General features: G+C 63.6%; 16 protein-coding genes and 1 pseudogene. 13 read left to right on the top strand and 4 right to left on the bottom strand.

The features are described 5' to 3' along the window. Together ACYG9Z_RS02720 and ACYG9Z_RS02725 are read left to right on the top strand one after the other, a co-directional pair. Positions 1-1,029 carry a zinc-binding dehydrogenase gene (locus ACYG9Z_RS02720; RefSeq protein ID WP_023681745.1) on the top strand — a complete coding sequence of 343 codons (1,029 nt, stop codon included), beginning with the start codon at positions 1-3 and terminating at the stop codon, positions 1,027-1,029. Between the two features lie 4 nt (positions 1,030-1,033). Further along, positions 1,034-2,041, top strand: coding sequence for a lipid A biosynthesis lauroyl acyltransferase (locus ACYG9Z_RS02725; protein ID WP_031244026.1), 1,008 nt, complete (start codon positions 1,034-1,036; stop codon positions 2,039-2,041). A 13-nt stretch (positions 2,042-2,054) separates the two neighbouring features. Here ACYG9Z_RS02725 and ACYG9Z_RS02730 read toward each other — a convergent pair whose 3' ends face one another. Continuing rightward, complete coding sequence (locus ACYG9Z_RS02730) at positions 2,055-2,486, bottom strand: L,D-transpeptidase (protein ID WP_023681747.1); 432 nt, start codon at positions 2,484-2,486, stop codon at positions 2,055-2,057. A gap of 223 nt (positions 2,487-2,709) precedes the next feature. Here ACYG9Z_RS02730 and ACYG9Z_RS02735 point away from each other — a divergent pair, with 223 nt between their 5' ends. The 5 genes from ACYG9Z_RS02735 to ACYG9Z_RS02755 all read left to right on the top strand — a co-directional run bounded on the left by ACYG9Z_RS02735 (position 2,710) and on the right by ACYG9Z_RS02755 (position 9,345). Further along, complete coding sequence (locus ACYG9Z_RS02735) at positions 2,710-3,990, top strand: acetylornithine deacetylase/succinyl-diaminopimelate desuccinylase family protein (RefSeq protein WP_023751595.1); 1,281 nt, start codon at positions 2,710-2,712, stop codon at positions 3,988-3,990. 121 nt (positions 3,991-4,111) lie between these two features. Continuing rightward, positions 4,112-5,587 (top strand): ABC transporter substrate-binding protein, encoded by a 1,476-nt coding sequence (locus tag ACYG9Z_RS02740; RefSeq protein ID WP_023751596.1) that lies wholly within the window; start codon positions 4,112-4,114, stop codon positions 5,585-5,587. Positions 5,588-5,912: 325 nt separating this feature from the next. Continuing rightward, the gene (locus ACYG9Z_RS02745) at positions 5,913-6,860 is read left to right on the top strand and encodes an ABC transporter permease (RefSeq protein ID WP_023710755.1); all 948 of its coding nucleotides are present in this window, start codon (positions 5,913-5,915) and stop codon (positions 6,858-6,860) included. Continuing rightward, complete coding sequence (locus tag ACYG9Z_RS02750) at positions 6,857-7,726, top strand: ABC transporter permease (protein WP_023688144.1); 870 nt, start codon at positions 6,857-6,859, stop codon at positions 7,724-7,726. Before ACYG9Z_RS02745 ends, ACYG9Z_RS02750 begins: the two co-directional genes overlap by 4 nt. Next, positions 7,723-9,345 (top strand): ABC transporter ATP-binding protein, encoded by a 1,623-nt coding sequence (locus ACYG9Z_RS02755; protein ID WP_023751597.1) that lies wholly within the window; start codon positions 7,723-7,725, stop codon positions 9,343-9,345. Before ACYG9Z_RS02750 ends, ACYG9Z_RS02755 begins: the two co-directional genes overlap by 4 nt. A gap of 115 nt (positions 9,346-9,460) precedes the next feature. Here ACYG9Z_RS02755 and ACYG9Z_RS02760 read toward each other — a convergent pair whose 3' ends face one another. Continuing rightward, positions 9,461-9,892 (bottom strand): TerB family tellurite resistance protein, encoded by a 432-nt coding sequence (locus ACYG9Z_RS02760; protein WP_023688142.1) that lies wholly within the window; start codon positions 9,890-9,892, stop codon positions 9,461-9,463. Between the two features lie 196 nt (positions 9,893-10,088). Between ACYG9Z_RS02760 and ACYG9Z_RS02765 the strand changes: the two genes are divergently transcribed. From ACYG9Z_RS02765 to ACYG9Z_RS02775, 3 genes and pseudogenes are all read left to right on the top strand, one after another. Then, positions 10,089-10,874 carry a TSUP family transporter gene (locus tag ACYG9Z_RS02765; protein ID WP_023751598.1) on the top strand — a complete coding sequence of 262 codons (786 nt, stop codon included), beginning with the start codon at positions 10,089-10,091 and terminating at the stop codon, positions 10,872-10,874. A gap of 52 nt (positions 10,875-10,926) precedes the next feature. Next, entirely contained in the window at positions 10,927-11,097 is a 171-nt protein-coding gene (locus tag ACYG9Z_RS02770; protein WP_023670429.1) for a hypothetical protein, read from the top strand. 99 nt (positions 11,098-11,196) lie between these two features. Then, positions 11,197-11,415: pseudogene (locus ACYG9Z_RS02775) on the top strand (AraC family transcriptional regulator); the annotation flags it as partial. Between the two features lie 107 nt (positions 11,416-11,522). Here the strand turns inward: ACYG9Z_RS02775 and ACYG9Z_RS02780 are convergent. Beyond that, positions 11,523-12,998 (bottom strand): cobyric acid synthase, encoded by a 1,476-nt coding sequence (locus tag ACYG9Z_RS02780; RefSeq protein ID WP_286488138.1) that lies wholly within the window; start codon positions 12,996-12,998, stop codon positions 11,523-11,525. Positions 12,999-13,000: 2 nt separating this feature from the next. Continuing rightward, on the bottom strand, positions 13,001-13,609 hold the full coding sequence (locus tag ACYG9Z_RS02785; RefSeq protein WP_023670427.1) for a dimethylsulfonioproprionate lyase family protein: 609 nt from the start codon (positions 13,607-13,609) through the stop codon (positions 13,001-13,003). Between the two features lie 148 nt (positions 13,610-13,757). On the opposite strand from ACYG9Z_RS02785, the gene ACYG9Z_RS02790 reads away from it, so the two are divergent. The 3 genes from ACYG9Z_RS02790 to mmsB are packed head-to-tail and all read left to right on the top strand — an operon-like array spanning position 13,758 to position 16,293. Next, positions 13,758-14,927 (top strand): isobutyryl-CoA dehydrogenase, encoded by a 1,170-nt coding sequence (locus ACYG9Z_RS02790; protein ID WP_023670426.1) that lies wholly within the window; start codon positions 13,758-13,760, stop codon positions 14,925-14,927. A 28-nt stretch (positions 14,928-14,955) separates the two neighbouring features. Beyond that, complete coding sequence (locus tag ACYG9Z_RS02795; RefSeq protein ID WP_023751601.1) at positions 14,956-15,324, top strand: four helix bundle protein; 369 nt, start codon at positions 14,956-14,958, stop codon at positions 15,322-15,324. 51 nt (positions 15,325-15,375) lie between these two features. Then, positions 15,376-16,293: a 3-hydroxyisobutyrate dehydrogenase gene (mmsB, locus tag ACYG9Z_RS02800; RefSeq protein ID WP_460222904.1), complete on the top strand. Its 918-nt coding sequence runs from the start codon at positions 15,376-15,378 to the stop codon at positions 16,291-16,293. Positions 16,294-16,354 lie beyond the last annotated feature (61 nt).

Genomic DNA, 16,354 nt, shown 5'->3' on the forward strand with positions numbered 1-16,354 from the left:
ATGCGCGCACTGCAACTTATCGAGGACCGCCGTCTTGAAACGGTGGACCTGCCGCCCCCGCCGCCCCCCGCATTGGGCGAAGTCACGCTGCGCATCAAGGCGGTGGCGCTGAACCATATCGACGTCTGGGGCTGGCGTGGCATGGCCTTCGCCAAGCGTAAGCTGCCGCTGGTCGTCGGCGCCGAAGCCTCCGGCGAGGTCGAAGCTGTCGGCCCCGGCGTCTCCAGCCTGCTGCCCGGACAATTGGTATCGATCTATGGCGCGCGCACCTGCGGCCTTTGCCGCGCCTGCCGCGAAGGCCGCGACAATCTCTGCGAACATGTCTCGGGCGTCCACGGCTTCCATCTCGATGGCTTTGCCCAGGAGAAGATCAACCTGCCGGCGCGCCTGCTGGTCCCTGCTCCTCCCGGCGTGACCGATGTCGGCGCGGCTGTCGCCCCCGTCACCTTCGGCACCGTCGAGCACATGCTGTTCGACAATGCCAAGCTGCAGCCCGGCGAAACCATCCTCATCCATGCCGGCGGCTCCGGCATCGGCTCGGCGGCGATCCAGCTGGCCAGGCGCATGGGTTGCACCATCATCACCACGGTCGGCTCCAACGACAAGATCGACAAGGCCAAGGCGCTCGGCGCCGACCATGTCATCAACTACCGCGACGACCGTTTCGAAGGCGTCGTGCGCAAGCTCACCAGGAAGAAGGGCGTCGACGTCGTCTTCGAGCATGTCGGCGCCGACACCTTTGCCGCCTCGATGCTGTGCCTCAAGCGCGGCGGCCGCCTGGTCACCTGCGGCTCGACCTCCGGCGTGTCGACGCAGATCAATCTGATGCAGCTGTTCCAGCAGCAGCTGAAGCTGCTCGGGTCCTTCGGCTGCCGCATGGAGAACATGGCCAACGCCATGCAGAAGATGGCGGCGGGACAGGTAGCACCTGTCATCGACACCGAGGTCGGCTTCGACGGCATCGACGCCGCGCTGAAGCGCATGGAAGGCCGCGACGTGTTCGGCAAGATCATCCTGCGCGTTTCTTAGGACTATGGTCGGCAAGGTGTTCAAGAAAGCCCGCCGGGACTTCATGTTCCGCTATGGCCGAAGACTGCGCCAGATGGAGCACTGGCTGGTGGCGCGCGTGGCGATGACGATCATCTCGCTGCTGCGCCTCCTGCCCGCGGACAGGGCGCTCAATTTCGCCGACCGGGCGGCCCGGCGCATCGGTCCGCGGGTCGGGCGCCACCGTGTCGCCATCGACAATCTGCGCCTTGCCTATCCCGAAAAGAGCGATGTCGAGATCGAGGCCATCGCCTCCGACATGTGGGGCAACATGGCCCGGCTCGCCGCCGAATACATCTTTCTTGACGCGCTCTTCGACTATGATCCGAACGCAGCGACGCCCGGCCGCGTCGAAGTTGGCGGCGCCGATCATTTCCATCAGATAGCTGGCGAGGACAAACCGCATATCCTGTTCACCGGCCATCTCGGCAATTTTGAATTGCTGCCGGTGGCTGCCGCGACGTTCGGCATGAAGATCACGGCGCTGTTTCGTCCGCCGAACAATCCCTACCTCGCCGATTATATCCATTCGACGCGGCGTTCGAGCATGGGCGCCTTGCTGCCGTCTTCGACCGGCGCCTCCTTCGCGTTGGCGTCGATTCTGGAGAAAGGCGGCAATATCGGCGTTTTGGTCGACCAGAAATTCTCCAGCGGACTGGAGACGATCTTCTTTAATCGCCCATGCCAGAGCAATCCGGTTCTGGGCATGCTCGCCCGTCACTATGATTGCGACGTCTATCCGGCGCGATGTGTGCGGCTGCCAGGCAACCGCTTCCGCCTCGAGATCGAGGACAAGCTGACCTTGCCGCGCAATGAAAGCGGCAGCGTCGATGTCGCGGCCACCACCCAACTGCTCGCCGACGTGGTCGAGCGCTGGGTGCGCGAAGATCCGGGACAGTGGATGTGGTTCCACAAAAGGTGGGAAATCTCAGGCCGGCGTCGCCGCCGGCGCGGACAGGCCAACGCCACCGGCCAGGGGCAGCGTCAATCTTAAGTCGTCGAAAGCCTCAGTTCGTCACAACGATCCGCGTATTGCCGAAGCCGACTTCGCGCACCATCGCATAGAACATCGCGGCATTGGCGGTGTGCAGCCGCACGCAGCCATGCGATGCCGGACGCCCTAGCTGCCTGACCGCGCCGGTGCCGTGGATGGCGTAGCCGCCATGGAAGAACACCGAGTAAGGCATTGGCGACATGTGGTATTTTTTCGAATACCACATCCGCGCCGTGCGTTGCGGCCGATAGGTGCCGCGCGGCGTGAAATAGCCGCTGCGCGCGGTCGACACGCTCCAGCGATAAAGCACCTGGCCGTATTGGCTGACGGTCATGGTCTGCGACGAGACGTCGATGCTGGCCACCAGCGAGGCAGCCCTGCTTTCGATGGACGTGCCGAACAGCATCGCAGCAAAAGCAGCTGCCATGAGAACGATTTTAGTCATGAGATCAAACCCCTTTGATGCCCCTTGCCTGCCTTGTCATCACGCGGTTTTTCATCTTTTTAATGACAGGTGAGTGATCTAACACACACTCCTTGATAAATTCGCCAATCTAAAGCAGCGAATTTGAACGATTTTCCCGCCATAGTTGCCGCTGCGACACGAAGTTTCGGCGCCAGTGGCGCGATGCTTGCAAAACCACCCCCTTGCCTGCTCAAATCCGGGAATGAGCGAACGACTCTTCAAAGCGATAGACGCCCGTGTTGATGACCTGGTCGCACTGACCGCCGACCTGATCCGCTTCCCGACCATCAACCCGCCCGGCGAAGCCTATCGCCCCTGCGCCGAATATATCGGTGCGCGCCTAGGCAGGCTTGGCTTCGAAACCGAATTCATCCGCGCCGAAGGCACGCCCGGCGACACCGACCGCTATCCCCGCGTCAATGTCGTCGCCCGCTTCGACGGCCGCTCGCCTGGGGCCTGCGTCCATTTCAACTCGCACATCGATGTGGTCGAAGCCGGCGAAGGCTGGAGCGTCGATCCCTTTGCCGGGGTGGTGAAGGACGGCAAGGTCTACGGCCGCGGCGCCTGCGACATGAAAGGGGGCATGGCCGCCTCGATCATCGCGGCGGAAGCCTTCATGGAGGTTTTCCCCGACTTTCCCGGCGCCATCGAAATCTCCGGCACCGTCGATGAAGAGTCCGGCGGCTTCGGCGGCGTCGCCCATTTGGCCAGGCTCGGCTATTTCTCGAAACCCAAGGTCGACCACGTCATCATCCCCGAGCCGCTGAACAAGGACCGCATCTGTCTTGGCCATCGCGGCGTCTGGTGGGCGGAGATCGAGACCAAGGGCGAGATCGCGCATGGCTCGATGCCGTTCCTCGGCGACAATGCCGTGCGCCACATGGGCGCCGTGCTGCAGGCCTTCGAGGATGAACTTTTTCCGGCGCTCGACCGCAAGGTGACGCGCATGCCTGTCGTGCCCGAAGGCGCAAAGCGCTCGACCATGAACATCAACTCGATCCATGGCGGCCAGACCGAGGATTTCCGCCCCGGCCTGCCCTCACCCAACGTGCCCGACGCTTGCCGGCTGACCATCGACCGCCGCTTCCTGCTCGAGGAGGACCTTGCCACGGTCAAGAGCGAGGTGACCGATATCCTCGACCGGCTGAAGCGCGAGCGCAAAAAGTTCGACTACGAGATTCGCGACCTGATGGAGGTGCTGCCGCTGATGACCGAGCGCGATGCGCCGGTGGTCAAGGCGGTGGCGCAAGGCATCATGGCGATCTTCGACCGCGAGCCGGATTATGTCATTTCACCAGGTACTTACGACCAGAAGCACATCGCCCGCATCGGCCACATCTATGATTGCATCGCCTATGGCCCGGGCATTTTGGACCTCGCCCACCGGCCCGACGAATGGGTCGGTATCTCTGACATGGTGGAGTCGGCCAAGGTGATGGCGATCGGGCTGAATGTGCTGCTTAGGGGCACGGCCGCGGACTGAACCATCGACTTCGCTGAAAAAACATTCCTCCCCGCGCCGCTGCGGAGCACGAAACGCAATTTACTCCACCTCGAAATCACGCTTCTATCGCACCAGGGTTCGAGCATTTGGGAGTTGCACGATGAAATTGTGGAAAACCATTCTTGCCGCCGCGGTGCTGGCACTGGCCGGCAGTCAGGCATTTGCCGCACGCACCGACCTGGTGATCGGCATTACGCTCGAGCCGCCACATCTCGATCCGACCGCCGGTGCTGCCGCGGCGATCGACGAAGTGCTCTACGCCAACGTCTTCGAGGGCCTGACCCGCATCGGTCCGAATGGCGAAGTGCTGCCCGACCTTGCCGAGAGCTGGGCCATTTCCGACGATGGCAAGGTCTACACCTTCAAGCTGCACACCGGCGTCAAATTCCATGACGGCAGCGATTTCGACGCCGGCGACGTGAAGTTCTCGCTCGACCGCGCCCGCGCCGACAATTCGGTCAACGCGCAAAAAGCCCTGTTCGCCTCCATCGATACGGTCGAAGTCGTCGATCCGACGACGGTCAAGGTGACGCTGAAGAACCCGCAGGGGTCGTTCCTCTACAATCTGGGCTGGGGCGACGCGGTGATTGTGGCGCCCGAGAGCGCCGACACCAACAAGGAAAAGCCCATCGGCACCGGCCCGTTCAAATTCCAGAGCTGGGCCAAGGGCTCGTCGATCACGCTGGTGAAATCGGACACTTACTGGGGCGCCCCGGTGTTCCTCGACAAGGCCGAGTTCCGCATCGTTCCCGACGCCGCCGCCGCCGTGCCGGCGCTGCTCTCCGGCGACATCCAGGCTTTCCCTTTCTTCGATCCCGACAGCGTCGCGCAGGTCAAGGACGATCCGCGCTTCAAGGTGGTGATCGGCTCGACCGAGGGCGAGACCATTCTGGCGATCAACAACAAGAAGCCGCCTTTCGACAAGCTCGAGGTGCGGCAGGCAATTGCCTTCGCGCTCGACCGCAAGGCGATCATCGACGGCGCCTCGGCCGGCCTCGGCGTGCCGATCGGCTCGCACATGTCGCCGGCCAGCAAGGCCTATGTCGACCTCACCGGCCTCTATCCGCACAATGTCGACAAGGCCAAGGAACTGCTGAAGCAGGCCGGCCTGGAGAACGGCTTCAAGGCGATGCTGAAACTGCCGCCGCCTTCCTATGCGCGGCTTGGCGGCGAGATCATCGCTTCGCAGCTGCGCGATGTCGGCATCGACCTGGAAATCATTCCGGTCGAATGGGCGCAGTGGCTGGACCAGGTGTTCACCAAGAAGGATTACGACCTGACCATCGTCTCCCACACCGAGCCCAACGACATCGATATCTACTCGCGCAAGGACTACTACTTCAACTACGACAACCCCGCCTTCGACAAGATCATCGCCGAGCTGAACCTCACCTCCGACGACGCCAAGCGCAACACGCTGCTCGGCGAAGCACAGAAGATCCTGGCCGACGACGCCGTAGTCGGCTTCCTCTATGAACTGCCGAAGGTCGGCGTCTGGGACGCCAAGCTGCAGGGCCTGTGGGAGAATGCGCCGATCCAGGCGAATGATCTGACCAAGGTGAAGTGGACGGATTGAGGCGGCGGGCCAAAGGGCGGCGTTTGCGCTCCGTCACACCCCCCTCTGCCCTGCCGGGCATCTCCCCCGCAAGGGGGGAGATCGGGCTCTCATCTCCGCTTTCGCCTATCGCGAACGTTGAACGCTGGTCGACGACACAGAACCTGCTGATCTCCCCCCTTGCGGGGGGTGAGGAGTGGTCCGCGCAGCGGACGGAAAGCCAACTGCTTGGCTTTCCGAACAACGAACGCCCGAAGCGACAGCGAAGGGCCGGGTCCGGCAGGACAGAGGGGGGTGGGGGGGAACTCGACTTTCAAGGCGCAGCCGCACCGGGCGCCCCTCCACCATGACCGCCTACCTCCTCAAACGCCTCGCCATCGCCATCGCAACCTTGATCCTGGCCTCGATGGTCGTCTTCGCCGTGCTAGAAATCCTGCCCGGCGATCCGGCGCGGCTGATGCTTGGCCTCAACGCCAGCGCCGAGCAGGTCGAACTCCTGCGCAACCAGATGGGCCTCAACGCGCCGCTTCTCCTGCGCTACCTCCACTGGGTCGGCGGTCTGCTCAGCCTCGATTTCGGCCGCTCCTACACTTATTCAGTGCCGGTCATCGACCTTGTCCGCGAGCGCATGGCGGTTTCCCTGCCGCTGGCGCTGATCGCGCTGGCGCTGTCCACCATCATTGCCATCCCGGTCGGGCTCTATTCCGCCAGCCGGCGCGGGCGGGCCGGCGATACGATCGCCATGGGCGCCGCCCAGCTCGGCGTTGCCATCCCGAACTTCTGGTTCGCGCTGATGCTGATCTACCTCTTTGCCGTCTGGCTGCGGCTGGTGCCGGCCGGCGGCTTTCCCGGCTGGAGCGCCGGCGCCTGGCCGGCGCTGAAATCGCTGCTGCTGCCGGCCATCGCCCTCGCTCTGCCGCAGGCGGCGATCCTGGCGCGCGTTGCCCGCTCGGCGCTGATCGAGGTGCTGAACGAGGACTATATCCGCACCGCCCGCGCCAAGGGCCTGCCTTACCGCGCCGTGCTATGGCGGCACGCGCTGCGCAACGCGATGATCCCGGTTCTGACCATTCTGGGCCTGCAATTCGCCTTCCTGCTCGCCGGCACCATCATCATCGAGAACGTCTTTTATCTCCCCGGCCTCGGACGGCTGGTGTTCCAGGCGATCACTCAGCGCGACCTGATCGTGGTGGAAAGCATCGTCATGCTGCTGGTCGTCGCCGTCATTGCCGTTAACCTCGTCGTCGACGTCTCCTACGCCATCGTCGATCCGCGCCTTCGAGGCCGGCAATGACGCTGCACATCGACATCCCGCAGGAGACGTTGGGCAGCATTCTGGCCAAGGCCTTCCGCAACCGCTCCTTCCTCATCGGCTTCGCCATCACGGTGCTGGTGGCTGCAATAGCGGTCATCTCCTACGTCTGGACGCCCTACGACGTGACCAAACTGGTGATCTCGGACAAGACGCTCGCGCCCTCTGCGGCGCACTGGTTCGGCACCGATCATTTCGGCCGCGACATCCTGTCGATGATCATGGTCGGCGCCCGCAACTCGATCGCCGTGGCGCTGGTCGCGGTCGGCATCGGCATGGGCGTCGGCGTGCCGCTCGGCGCCTTCGCCGCGGCGCGCGGCGGGTTGGTCGACGAGGCGCTGATGCGGCTGAACGACCTCGTCTTCGCCTTCCCGGCGCTGCTGTCGGCGATCATGATCACCGCCATCTTCGGACCGGGCGCGATCAACGCCATCATCGCCATCGGCATCTTCAACATCCCGGTGTTTGCGCGCGTCGCCCGCGCCGGCGCGCTGGCGATCTGGCCACGCGAGTTCATTCTCGCCGCGCGCGCCGCCGGCAAGAGCAAGACGCAGATTACAATCGAGCACGTGCTGCCCAACATCGCCACGCTGCTTCTGGTGCAAGGCACCATCCAGTTCGCGCTCGGCATTTTGGCCGAAGCCGGTCTCTCCTATGTCGGCCTCGGCGCCCAGCCGCCAATGCCGAGCTGGGGCCGCATGCTGTTCGACGCGCAGACGCGCATGGTGGTGGCGCCTTGGATGGCGATCTTCCCCGGCATGGCCATCGTCATCACCGTGCTTGGGCTCAATCTGCTCGGTGACGGCATCGCCGACATACTCGACCCGAAATCGCGGCGGCAGCGATGAGCCTGCTGCAGATCGAGAACCTGTCGCTGGCCGTCGGCGACACGCCGATCCTGAAAGGGGTCGAGCTCTCCGTCGCGCCCGGCGAGGTGATGGGCCTGGTCGGTGAATCCGGTTCCGGCAAATCGATGACGGCGCTGACCATCATGCAGCTTCTGCCGCATGCGGCGCGCGCCGCCGGCCGCGTGACCTTCGACGGCATCGATATTCTGGCCGCAACCGAGGACCAGATGTGCGCGCTGCGCGGCGACGACATCGGCATGGTGTTCCAGGAGCCGATGACGGCGCTCAACCCCGTCAAGACCATCGGCGAGCAGGTCGCCGAAGGCATACGCTGGCACACTAGGGCAAGCCGTGCCGACGCCGAAGACCGCGCGCGCAAAATGCTCGACCGCGTTGGCCTGCCGGAGGCCAAATTCCCGCTGTCGCGCTATCCGCACGAACTGTCGGGCGGCCAGCGCCAGCGCGTCGTCATCGCCATTGCCTGCGCATTGAAACCCAAGCTGCTCATCGCCGACGAGCCGACCACGGCGCTCGACGTGGTGCTGCAGGCGCAGATCCTCGACCTCTTGCGCGGCCTTGTCAGCGAAAACCGAATGGGCCTGCTGTTGATCTCGCACGATCTCGCGGTCGTCACCGAAATGGCCGACCGCATCACCATTCTGCGCCATGGCGAGGTGATGGAAGCCGGCGACACCGCACGCACGCTGTCGGAACAGCTGCATCCCTACACGCGCCAGCTGGCGCTGGCCTCCATGCACGTGCCCGCGCGCGCCAAGGTTCACGCCGCCGGCCAGGGCAAACCGCTGCTTGAGGTCGAAGGCGTGACACGGGACTATCCGGGCCGGCGCACCTCCCTGTTCAAGTCAGCGGCTCCGATCCGCGCCGTCGACGACGTGTCCTTGTCGCTGGCGCCGGGCCAATCGGTGGCGCTGGTCGGCCGCTCCGGCTGCGGCAAGTCAACGCTTGCCCGCATGATCCTGGCGCTCGACAAATCGACATCGGGAACGATCCGCTTTCGCGGCGAGACCATAACCGGCAAAAGCGAGGCGGAGCTCAAAGCCGCGCGGCGCGACATGCAGGTCGTGTTCCAGGATCCCTACGGCTCTTTCGACCCGCGCCAGAAGGTCGTAAAACTGGTCGCCGAGCCGCTGCATGTACTGGAGACGAAGCCGACACCGGCTGAGCGGCGCGAGATGGTGGCGCATGCGCTGCACGAGGTCGGCCTCGGCACCAGCGACATGGACAAATATCCGCATGAGTTTTCCGGCGGCCAGCGCCAGCGCCTGTCGATCGCCCGCGCCATCATCACTAGGCCGAAGCTGGTCGTCGCCGACGAGCCGGTCTCGGCGCTCGACGTCTCGATCCGCGCCCAGATCCTCGATCTGTTCGCAGAGCTCAACCAGAAGCTCGGCATCGGCTATCTCTTCATCACCCACGATTTGACCGTCGCCCGCGCCATCACCGATGAGGTGCTGGTCATGCATGACGGCAGGATCGTCGAGCGCGGCAAGACCGGTGACGTGCTCGATCATCCGCAGTCGGAGGCGGCCAGGGCGCTGGTCGCGGCTGCGCCCGATCTGCATCGGGCGATCGCTCACCGTATGCAGGAACAGGGGTAAGTGACCGGTTCGCGCAGCGAATTCATCGTGCCAGTGGCACGATGAAAGGTCACAAACGCTGGGACGCTGCGAAGCAGCGGGGACCCGGCTGGGCGGCCGTTGCCCCTGGTCTGCCTCACTCCTCCGGCTTCACCACATCGACCGGGCTGATGTCGAGCAAATCGAGCGTGCGGCGCAACAGCCGCACTTCGCTCTCGGCCAGTTTGGAATCGGCTTTGGCGATCTCCGCCATGTGGAGCGCCAGCAACTTGCGCCGTTCGACATCGAGATCGCGGAACAGCGCAATGGCTTGCGAACCGTTGGTCTCGTAGCCGAAATCATTGAGATATTCGATGACCGCGTCGATGCTGGTTTCCGGGATGCCGAAGGCGTCCTTGCAGATGCGCCGGAAGGCGACCATCTCGCTCTCCGAAACCGAGCCGTCGGCCAGGATCATGCGAAACAGCATCAAGAGCTCCGCCGACAGCACAGGGTCGTCGGCAACCTTGCGCACGCCGGGGTCACCATCGAAGATCGAGCGTATCTGGTCGAGCAATGCCATCGCCAACAGTGTCCCTTTCCCGAGCCCGCCCAGCGCACATGACCCAAAACTGCGCAGCGGTACTGAGATAATGACATGCACCACAGGAAATCCAAGCGCAACGCGCTTGGATGGACGTAGCGCGGAATCGGCCTTGCGCAAACCGGATGGCCATGAGAAGGCGCGGCACCACCTTTCCCGCCGGAATGTTCAGAAAATCCCGATGCTCGACCTCGCCACCCAGACCGTCATCATGCTTGCCTTGGCCGCTTTTGCAGCCGGCTTTGTCGATTCGATAGCCGGCGGCGGCGGGCTGATCACCATCCCGGCCCTGCTGCTTGCCGGCTTCCCGCCGGTCGCAGCACTTGGAACCAACAAGCTGCAGGGCATTTTCGGCACCGCTTCGGCGACCATCCACTACGCCATGAATGGCCATGTCGATCTGCGCCGACAGCTGCCATCGGCGCTTCTGGCCCTTGCCGGCAGTGCCGTCGGCGCCTTGCTGGCGGCATTCGTGCCGGGTGATCTCCTGCGGGCGCTGCTGCCGCTGCTTTTAATCGCCATCGCGATCTACTTCGCCGTGAAACCCAACATGAACGATGTCGACCGCGCCGAGCGCCTGTCGCCCTTCCTGTTCGGGCTGGTCATCGCCCCTTTGGTCGGCTTTTATGACGGGCTGTTCGGGCCGGGAGCCGGCTCCTTCTACATGCTGGCCTTCGTCAGCCTCGCCGGCTTCGGCGTGCTCAAGGCCACGGCACACACCAAGCTGCTCAATTTCGCCTCCAACATTGGCGGCTTCATCGTCTTTGCCGTCGCCGGCGTCGTCTGCTGGAAGATCGGGCTGATGATGGGCGTCGCCCAGTTCCTCGGCGCCCGGCTCGGCGCCAGCCTTGCCATCCGCATCGGCGCCCGGCTGATCAAGCCGCTGCTGGTGATCATCTGCCTGGCTCTGGCGGTGAAGCTGCTGGCCGACCCGGCGAACCCATTGCGCCAGCTGATTGGTGTATAAGCCTCACGCCTGATAGGATGCCGTTGTACGAATCATGTTGGAGGGACCACACATGAATCTTAGTGCACCCACTCAGCTTGTTTTCATCATATCCCTAGTCATCGCCATCATCGGCGTGCTCGCCGCGCTTGGCGTTCTTGCGTTCATTCCTCTGGCTGCGGTGTGGATTGTCCTCATCGCATACATTGTGCTTGCCGCCGCCTGCCTGATGCGCGGCGCCTAGGCACCCGAGACTTCTGCAATTCGAAGCGCCCGGTCAAAAGCCGGGCGCTTTTGCTTTGGATGCATGGTCCGTTAGGCTCTTCCGCGCGGAAGGATGACCATGTCCGGCGAGACGGAGCGCCACGATCAACAGCACCGCCCGGTAGCCGACCGGTTCGAGATGGTGCGGCGCGCGCCGGGCCTGCGGCTGCAGAACGCGGTCACCGACATTTGTGGCTATCGCGAAACGGCGCCCGGCCATTTTCGCAATGTCGAATACGCCTCGCTCACCGTCCCGCTGGTGATCAGTTTCGCAGAATCCTTCGCCATCGGCCTTGGTCCTTCAGCGCCGCGTCGAAGGTCGGCGAAAGCGCCCGAACTTCGACATCCACGGAGTGGAAACGAAGCGGAAGCGCAGACCCGAGGATGACGAAACGATGGGCGGCCCTACCTCGCTAACCCAAAAATCGCATCGCAATCGAGATGGCGCTCCAGTTCGGTTGCGATCTCGTCCAGAGCGTTTTCCACCTCCGCCCGATAGTCGACGCCGCCGCCTTTCACGCCGAGGCTTTCCAGGAATCTCGCTCGGAAAGCGTCGGCGGAAAACAGGCCGTGCAGATAGGTGCCAAAAACCTTGCCATCGGCGGAAATGGCACCGTCGTCGATGCCGTTGATCACAGCCGACGGCCGCGCCATGTCCGGCCCGGTGGTACGGCCGAGATGGATTTCGTAGCCCTCGAGCGCCAGGCCGAACGGCACTGAGCGGGCGCTGACATTGCGCACCGTCTTTTCCGGCTCCATCACCGTCTCGATGTCGAGCAGACCAAGACCTTCCGCCTCGGTGACGCTGCCCTCGATGCGATCGGGATCGCGCACCAGGCGGCCGAGCATCTGGAAGCCGCCGCAAATGCCGACGATATGGCCGCCGCGTTTGCGGTGCGCGAGGAGATCGCGATCCCAGCCATTCTCGCGGAACTTCATGAGATCGCCGATCGTCGATTTGGAACCGGGAATGACCACCAGGCCGGCATCCTCCGGCAAGCGCTGCCCCGGCGGCACAAACACCACTTCGACCTGCGGTTCGGCCTTGAGCGGGTCGAGGTCGTCGAAATTGGCGATGCGGCCAAGCATCGGCACGGCGACCTTCAACGCCCGCTTCTCGCCCGATGCCAGGCGTTCGAGCACGACCGAATCCTCCGAAGGCAATCGCGCCGCCGCCTTCAGCCACGGCACGACGCCAAAGCAGCGCCAGCCGGTGAAGCTTTCGATCGACCGGATGCCGTCGTCGAACAGCGAGACATCGCCGCGGAACTTATTGATGAGGTAGCCGACGATCATGCGCCTGTCTCCCTCCGGCAGGATCAGATGCGTGCCGGCGACCGAAGCGATGACGCCACCGCGGTCGATGTCGCCGACCAGGATGACCGGCACGTCGGCGCGCGTGGCAAAGCCCATATTGGCGATGTCGCGGCTGCGCAGGTTGATTTCGGCCGGCGATCCGGCGCCCTCGACGACGACCAGATCGGCGCCCTCACCGACCTTCGTCCAGGACTCCAGCACGGCGTCCATCAGCCCCGCTTTCATTGTCTGGTAGTCGCGCGCTCGCGCCTCGCCGAACACCTTGCCCTGCACGATCACCTGCGAACCGATGTCGCTCTGGGGTTTGAGCAGCACCGGATTCATATGCACGGTCGGCTGAACACCACACGCCAGCGCTTGCAGCCATTGCCCACGGCCAATCTCGCCGCCGCCGGGGCGGTCGTCGCCCGGAATGTCGGCGACGGCGGCATTGTTCGACATGTTCTGCGGCTTGAACGGCCTGACTTTCAGCCCGCGATTCCTGGCCGCGCGGCAGAGCCCCGCCACCAGCACCGTCTTGCCGACATCCGAACCCGTGCCTTGCAGCATGATCGCCTTGGCCATGCTCAGCCCCTGCCCTGCGCGCCGGAAACGGTCGATTTCTGCGCCAGCGGCCCGCCGCGCCAGATGTAGAGCGCCAGCAACGCTTCGCTGCCGGTGCGCATGGCATGGCTGACATTGGAGGCGTGATGGATAATTTCGCCCGCCTGGCGGGTGTGAAAGCCGCCTTCGCCCATGCGCCACTCGGTGCCGCCGGTCAGCGGAATGTAGATCTCCTCGGCAATGTGATGATGGTCGGGATAGGTGATGCCGGGCCCCAGGATCAGCAATCCGGCCGCGACCTCTTCATTGGCGAAATGGCCGCGCGTGCCAAACACCTCCAGCCAGCCGTATTTCTGCAAGAACGCTTCACCAAAATCGCTCGCGTTGTAGGTCTGCCCCCAGCACAGATCGTCACGACGCTCCGCCAGCAGTTGCACCAGAGGCTGCGGGTCCGGCGGCGCCAGTTCGACAATGCGGTCGAGCAGACCAAGGCAAGGCAGCGGATGCGCTTCGAGCACGCGCGCCGTCATATTCCAGCCGATCCGGGTCACGGCGTCCCGCACCAGCGCGTTGTCCACGCCCCGGAGATAGGCATGGAAGCGGTCGAGCAATTCGTCGAAATATGTCGGCACGCAATGCTCCCTTGATCCATTCATGCACAGCGGCTGCGCGGCGAGCCGGGTTGCGCGGCGGCATCATTGGTCTAGATTGAGCGGCGCGCAAAGCCAAAAACAACAGGCCAGCAAGCCAACCCCAGCTGGGGAACACAGGGAGCACGCCATGGACGCCGCGGTCGATGCGAGCACCAGCCAGTTCGAGCTCAACGAGGAACAGCGCGCCATCCAGGAGATGGCACAGGCCTTCGCCGCCGATCGCGTTGCGCCCAATGCGCTCGAATGGGACCGGGCAAGACACTTTCCTGCCGATGTAATCCGCGAGACCGGCCCGCTCGGCCTCGGCGGCATCTATGTCAGGGACGATGTCGGCGGCTCGGCGCTCGGCCGGCTCGACGCCGTGCTGATCTTCGAGGCACTGTCGCACGCCGATCCGGCGTTTTCCTCCTTCATCTCGATCCACAATATGGCGGCGTCGATGATCGACCGCTTCGGCGACGACGAGCAGCGCCAACGCTTCCTGCCGAAGCTGACCTCGATGGAATGGCTGGCGAGCTACTGCCTGACCGAGCCGGGTTCAGGCTCGGATGCCGCGGCGCTGAAGACGCGCGCGGTGAAGAACGGCAACGACTATGTGCTTAACGGCGCCAAGCAGTTCATCTCCGGGGCCGGCGACAGCGACCTCTATGTCGTCATGGCGCGCACCGGCGCCGACGGGCCGAAGGGCATTTCCACCTTCGTCGTGCCGAAGGATGCGCCCGGCCTCTCCTTCGGCGCCAACGAGCACAAGATGGGCTGGCACATGCAGTCGACCCGCCAGGTGATCTTCGAGGACTGCAAGGTGCCGGCTGCAAACCTGCTGTCGGGGGAAGGCGCAGGTTTCGGCATCGCCATGGCCGGCCTTGACGGCGGCCGCCTCAACATCGCCGCCTGTTCGCTCGGCGGCGCGCAATCTGCGCTCGACAAGGCGCTGTCCTATACCGCCGAGCGCAAGGCTTTCGGCTCGAAGATCAACCAGTTCCAGGCGCTGCAGTTCAGGTTGGCCGACATGGAGACCGAATTGCAGGCGGCACGCATTTTCCTCTATGCTGCCGCCTCGAAGCTAGACCGCAAGGCGCCGGACGCCGGGAAATGGTCGGCCATGGCCAAGCGCTTCGTCACCGACATCGGCTTCAACGTCGCCAACGAGGCGCTGCAGCTGCATGGCGGCTACGGCTATCTCCACGATTACGGTATCGAAAAACTGGTGCGCGACCTGCGCGTCCACCAGATCCTCGAAGGCACCAACGAGATCATGCGCGTCATCATCGCGCGGGCGTTGATTGGACGGCAGTAGGCAGTAGGCAGTAGGCAGTAGGCAAAGGATGACCGGCAAGATCAACTCGTACAAGGATCTTATCGTATGGCAGCAGGCGGTGGATCTGGCTGTCAGCACCTACTCATTGACCAAGACATGGCCCAAAGAGGAATTGTATGGGCTGACCAGCCAAATCCGCCGTTCAGCAACCTCTATCCCTGCAAACATCGCGGAAGGCTATGGCCGAGACAACCGAGGCTCCTATCAGCAATTTCTCAGGATAGCCCAAGGCTCGCTGAAGAAGTTCGAGACACACCTCCAAATCGCTCAACGCATTGGCGTTGCCACGCATGGGCAAGCTGAGCACCTGCTTCTGGCGGCCGAGGCCATCGGAAAGATGCTTCGCCAACTTATTATCAAACTCGCACCCGAATAGGTCGCCCTACTGCCTACTGCCTACTGCCTACTGCCTACTGCCTACTGCCTACTGCCTACTGCCTACTCATCATGGAGCACCGCTATGACCACCATCGCCTTCATTGGTCTCGGCAATATGGGCAATCCGATGGCTGCCAATCTCGTCAAGGCGGGGCACGCGGTGCACGGCTTCGACCTGATGCCGGAGAACCTGACCGTCGCGCGCGAGCATGGTGTCACCGTCATGGCTAATGCTGTTGCCGCGGTGAAAGACGCCGATGTCGTCATCACCATGCTGCCGGCCGGCAAGCACGTGCTCTCGGTCTACGAGGACATCGCATCCAAGGCCAAACCAGGCGCCCTGTTCATTGATTCCTCGACCATCGATGTCGAGTCGGCCCGCAAGGCGCATGCCGTAGCAAGGAAGCAAGGGCTGCATTCGATCGACGCCCCCGTCTCCGGCGGCACCGGCGGTGCTGCTGCGGGAACGCTAACCTTCATGGCCGGCGGCGCCAAGGATGCCTTCGCCAAGGCCGAACCGGTCCTGAAGCCGATGGCAGGCCGCATCGTCCATTGCGGCGACGACGGCGCCGGTCAGGCAGCCAAAATCTGCAACAACATGATGCTCGGCATTTCGATGATCGGCGTCGCAGAGGCCTTCGTGCTGGCCGAAAAGCTCGGCCTCTCGCATCAGGCCCTGTTCGACGTTGCCTCGACCTCGTCGGGCCAGTGCTGGTCGCTGACCACCTACTGCCCGGTGCCGGGTCCCGTGCCGGCCTCACCCGCCAACCGCGACTACAAACCGGGCTTTGCCGCGGCACTCATGCTGAAGGACCTGAAACTGGCGCAGGAAGCCGCCCAAAGCGCCGGCGCGGTGACGCCGATGGGGGCCGAAGCGGCCCAGCTTTATGCGCTGTTCAACGCCCAGGGAAATGGCGGCGACGATTTTTCCGGCATCATAAATTTCCTTCGCGGCAGTTCTCTATAAGTTTCGAATTTGGCAGCGCTTTTCTCGATTTTTATTGCGCGGAAAAATTGCAAATTTAGAT

The organism is Mesorhizobium sp. RSR380A, from assembly GCF_054719385.1.

What these genes read in the sequence shown, in the direction of transcription:
- ACYG9Z_RS02725 (WP_031244026.1), top strand. Translation starts at nt 1,034, where the DNA reads ATGGTCGGCAAGGTGTTCAAGAAAGCCCGCCGGGACTTCATGTTCCGC.
- ACYG9Z_RS02795 (WP_023751601.1), top strand. Translation starts at nt 14,956, where the DNA reads ATGACCGGCAAGATCAACTCGTACAAGGATCTTATCGTATGGCAGCAG.
- ACYG9Z_RS02730 (WP_023681747.1), bottom strand. Translation starts at nt 2,486, where the DNA reads ATGACTAAAATCGTTCTCATGGCAGCTGCTTTTGCTGCGATGCTGTTC.
- ACYG9Z_RS02780 (WP_286488138.1), bottom strand. Translation starts at nt 12,998, where the DNA reads ATGGCCAAGGCGATCATGCTGCAAGGCACGGGTTCGGATGTCGGCAAG.
- ACYG9Z_RS02745 (WP_023710755.1), top strand. Translation starts at nt 5,913, where the DNA reads ATGACCGCCTACCTCCTCAAACGCCTCGCCATCGCCATCGCAACCTTG.
- ACYG9Z_RS02790 (WP_023670426.1), top strand. Translation starts at nt 13,758, where the DNA reads ATGGACGCCGCGGTCGATGCGAGCACCAGCCAGTTCGAGCTCAACGAG.
- ACYG9Z_RS02735 (WP_023751595.1), top strand. Translation starts at nt 2,710, where the DNA reads ATGAGCGAACGACTCTTCAAAGCGATAGACGCCCGTGTTGATGACCTG.
- ACYG9Z_RS02750 (WP_023688144.1), top strand. Translation starts at nt 6,857, where the DNA reads ATGACGCTGCACATCGACATCCCGCAGGAGACGTTGGGCAGCATTCTG.
- ACYG9Z_RS02755 (WP_023751597.1), top strand. Translation starts at nt 7,723, where the DNA reads ATGAGCCTGCTGCAGATCGAGAACCTGTCGCTGGCCGTCGGCGACACG.
- ACYG9Z_RS02720 (WP_023681745.1), top strand. Translation starts at nt 1, where the DNA reads ATGCGCGCACTGCAACTTATCGAGGACCGCCGTCTTGAAACGGTGGAC.
- ACYG9Z_RS02770 (WP_023670429.1), top strand. Translation starts at nt 10,927, where the DNA reads ATGAATCTTAGTGCACCCACTCAGCTTGTTTTCATCATATCCCTAGTC.
- ACYG9Z_RS02765 (WP_023751598.1), top strand. Translation starts at nt 10,089, where the DNA reads ATGCTCGACCTCGCCACCCAGACCGTCATCATGCTTGCCTTGGCCGCT.
- ACYG9Z_RS02740 (WP_023751596.1), top strand. Translation starts at nt 4,112, where the DNA reads ATGAAATTGTGGAAAACCATTCTTGCCGCCGCGGTGCTGGCACTGGCC.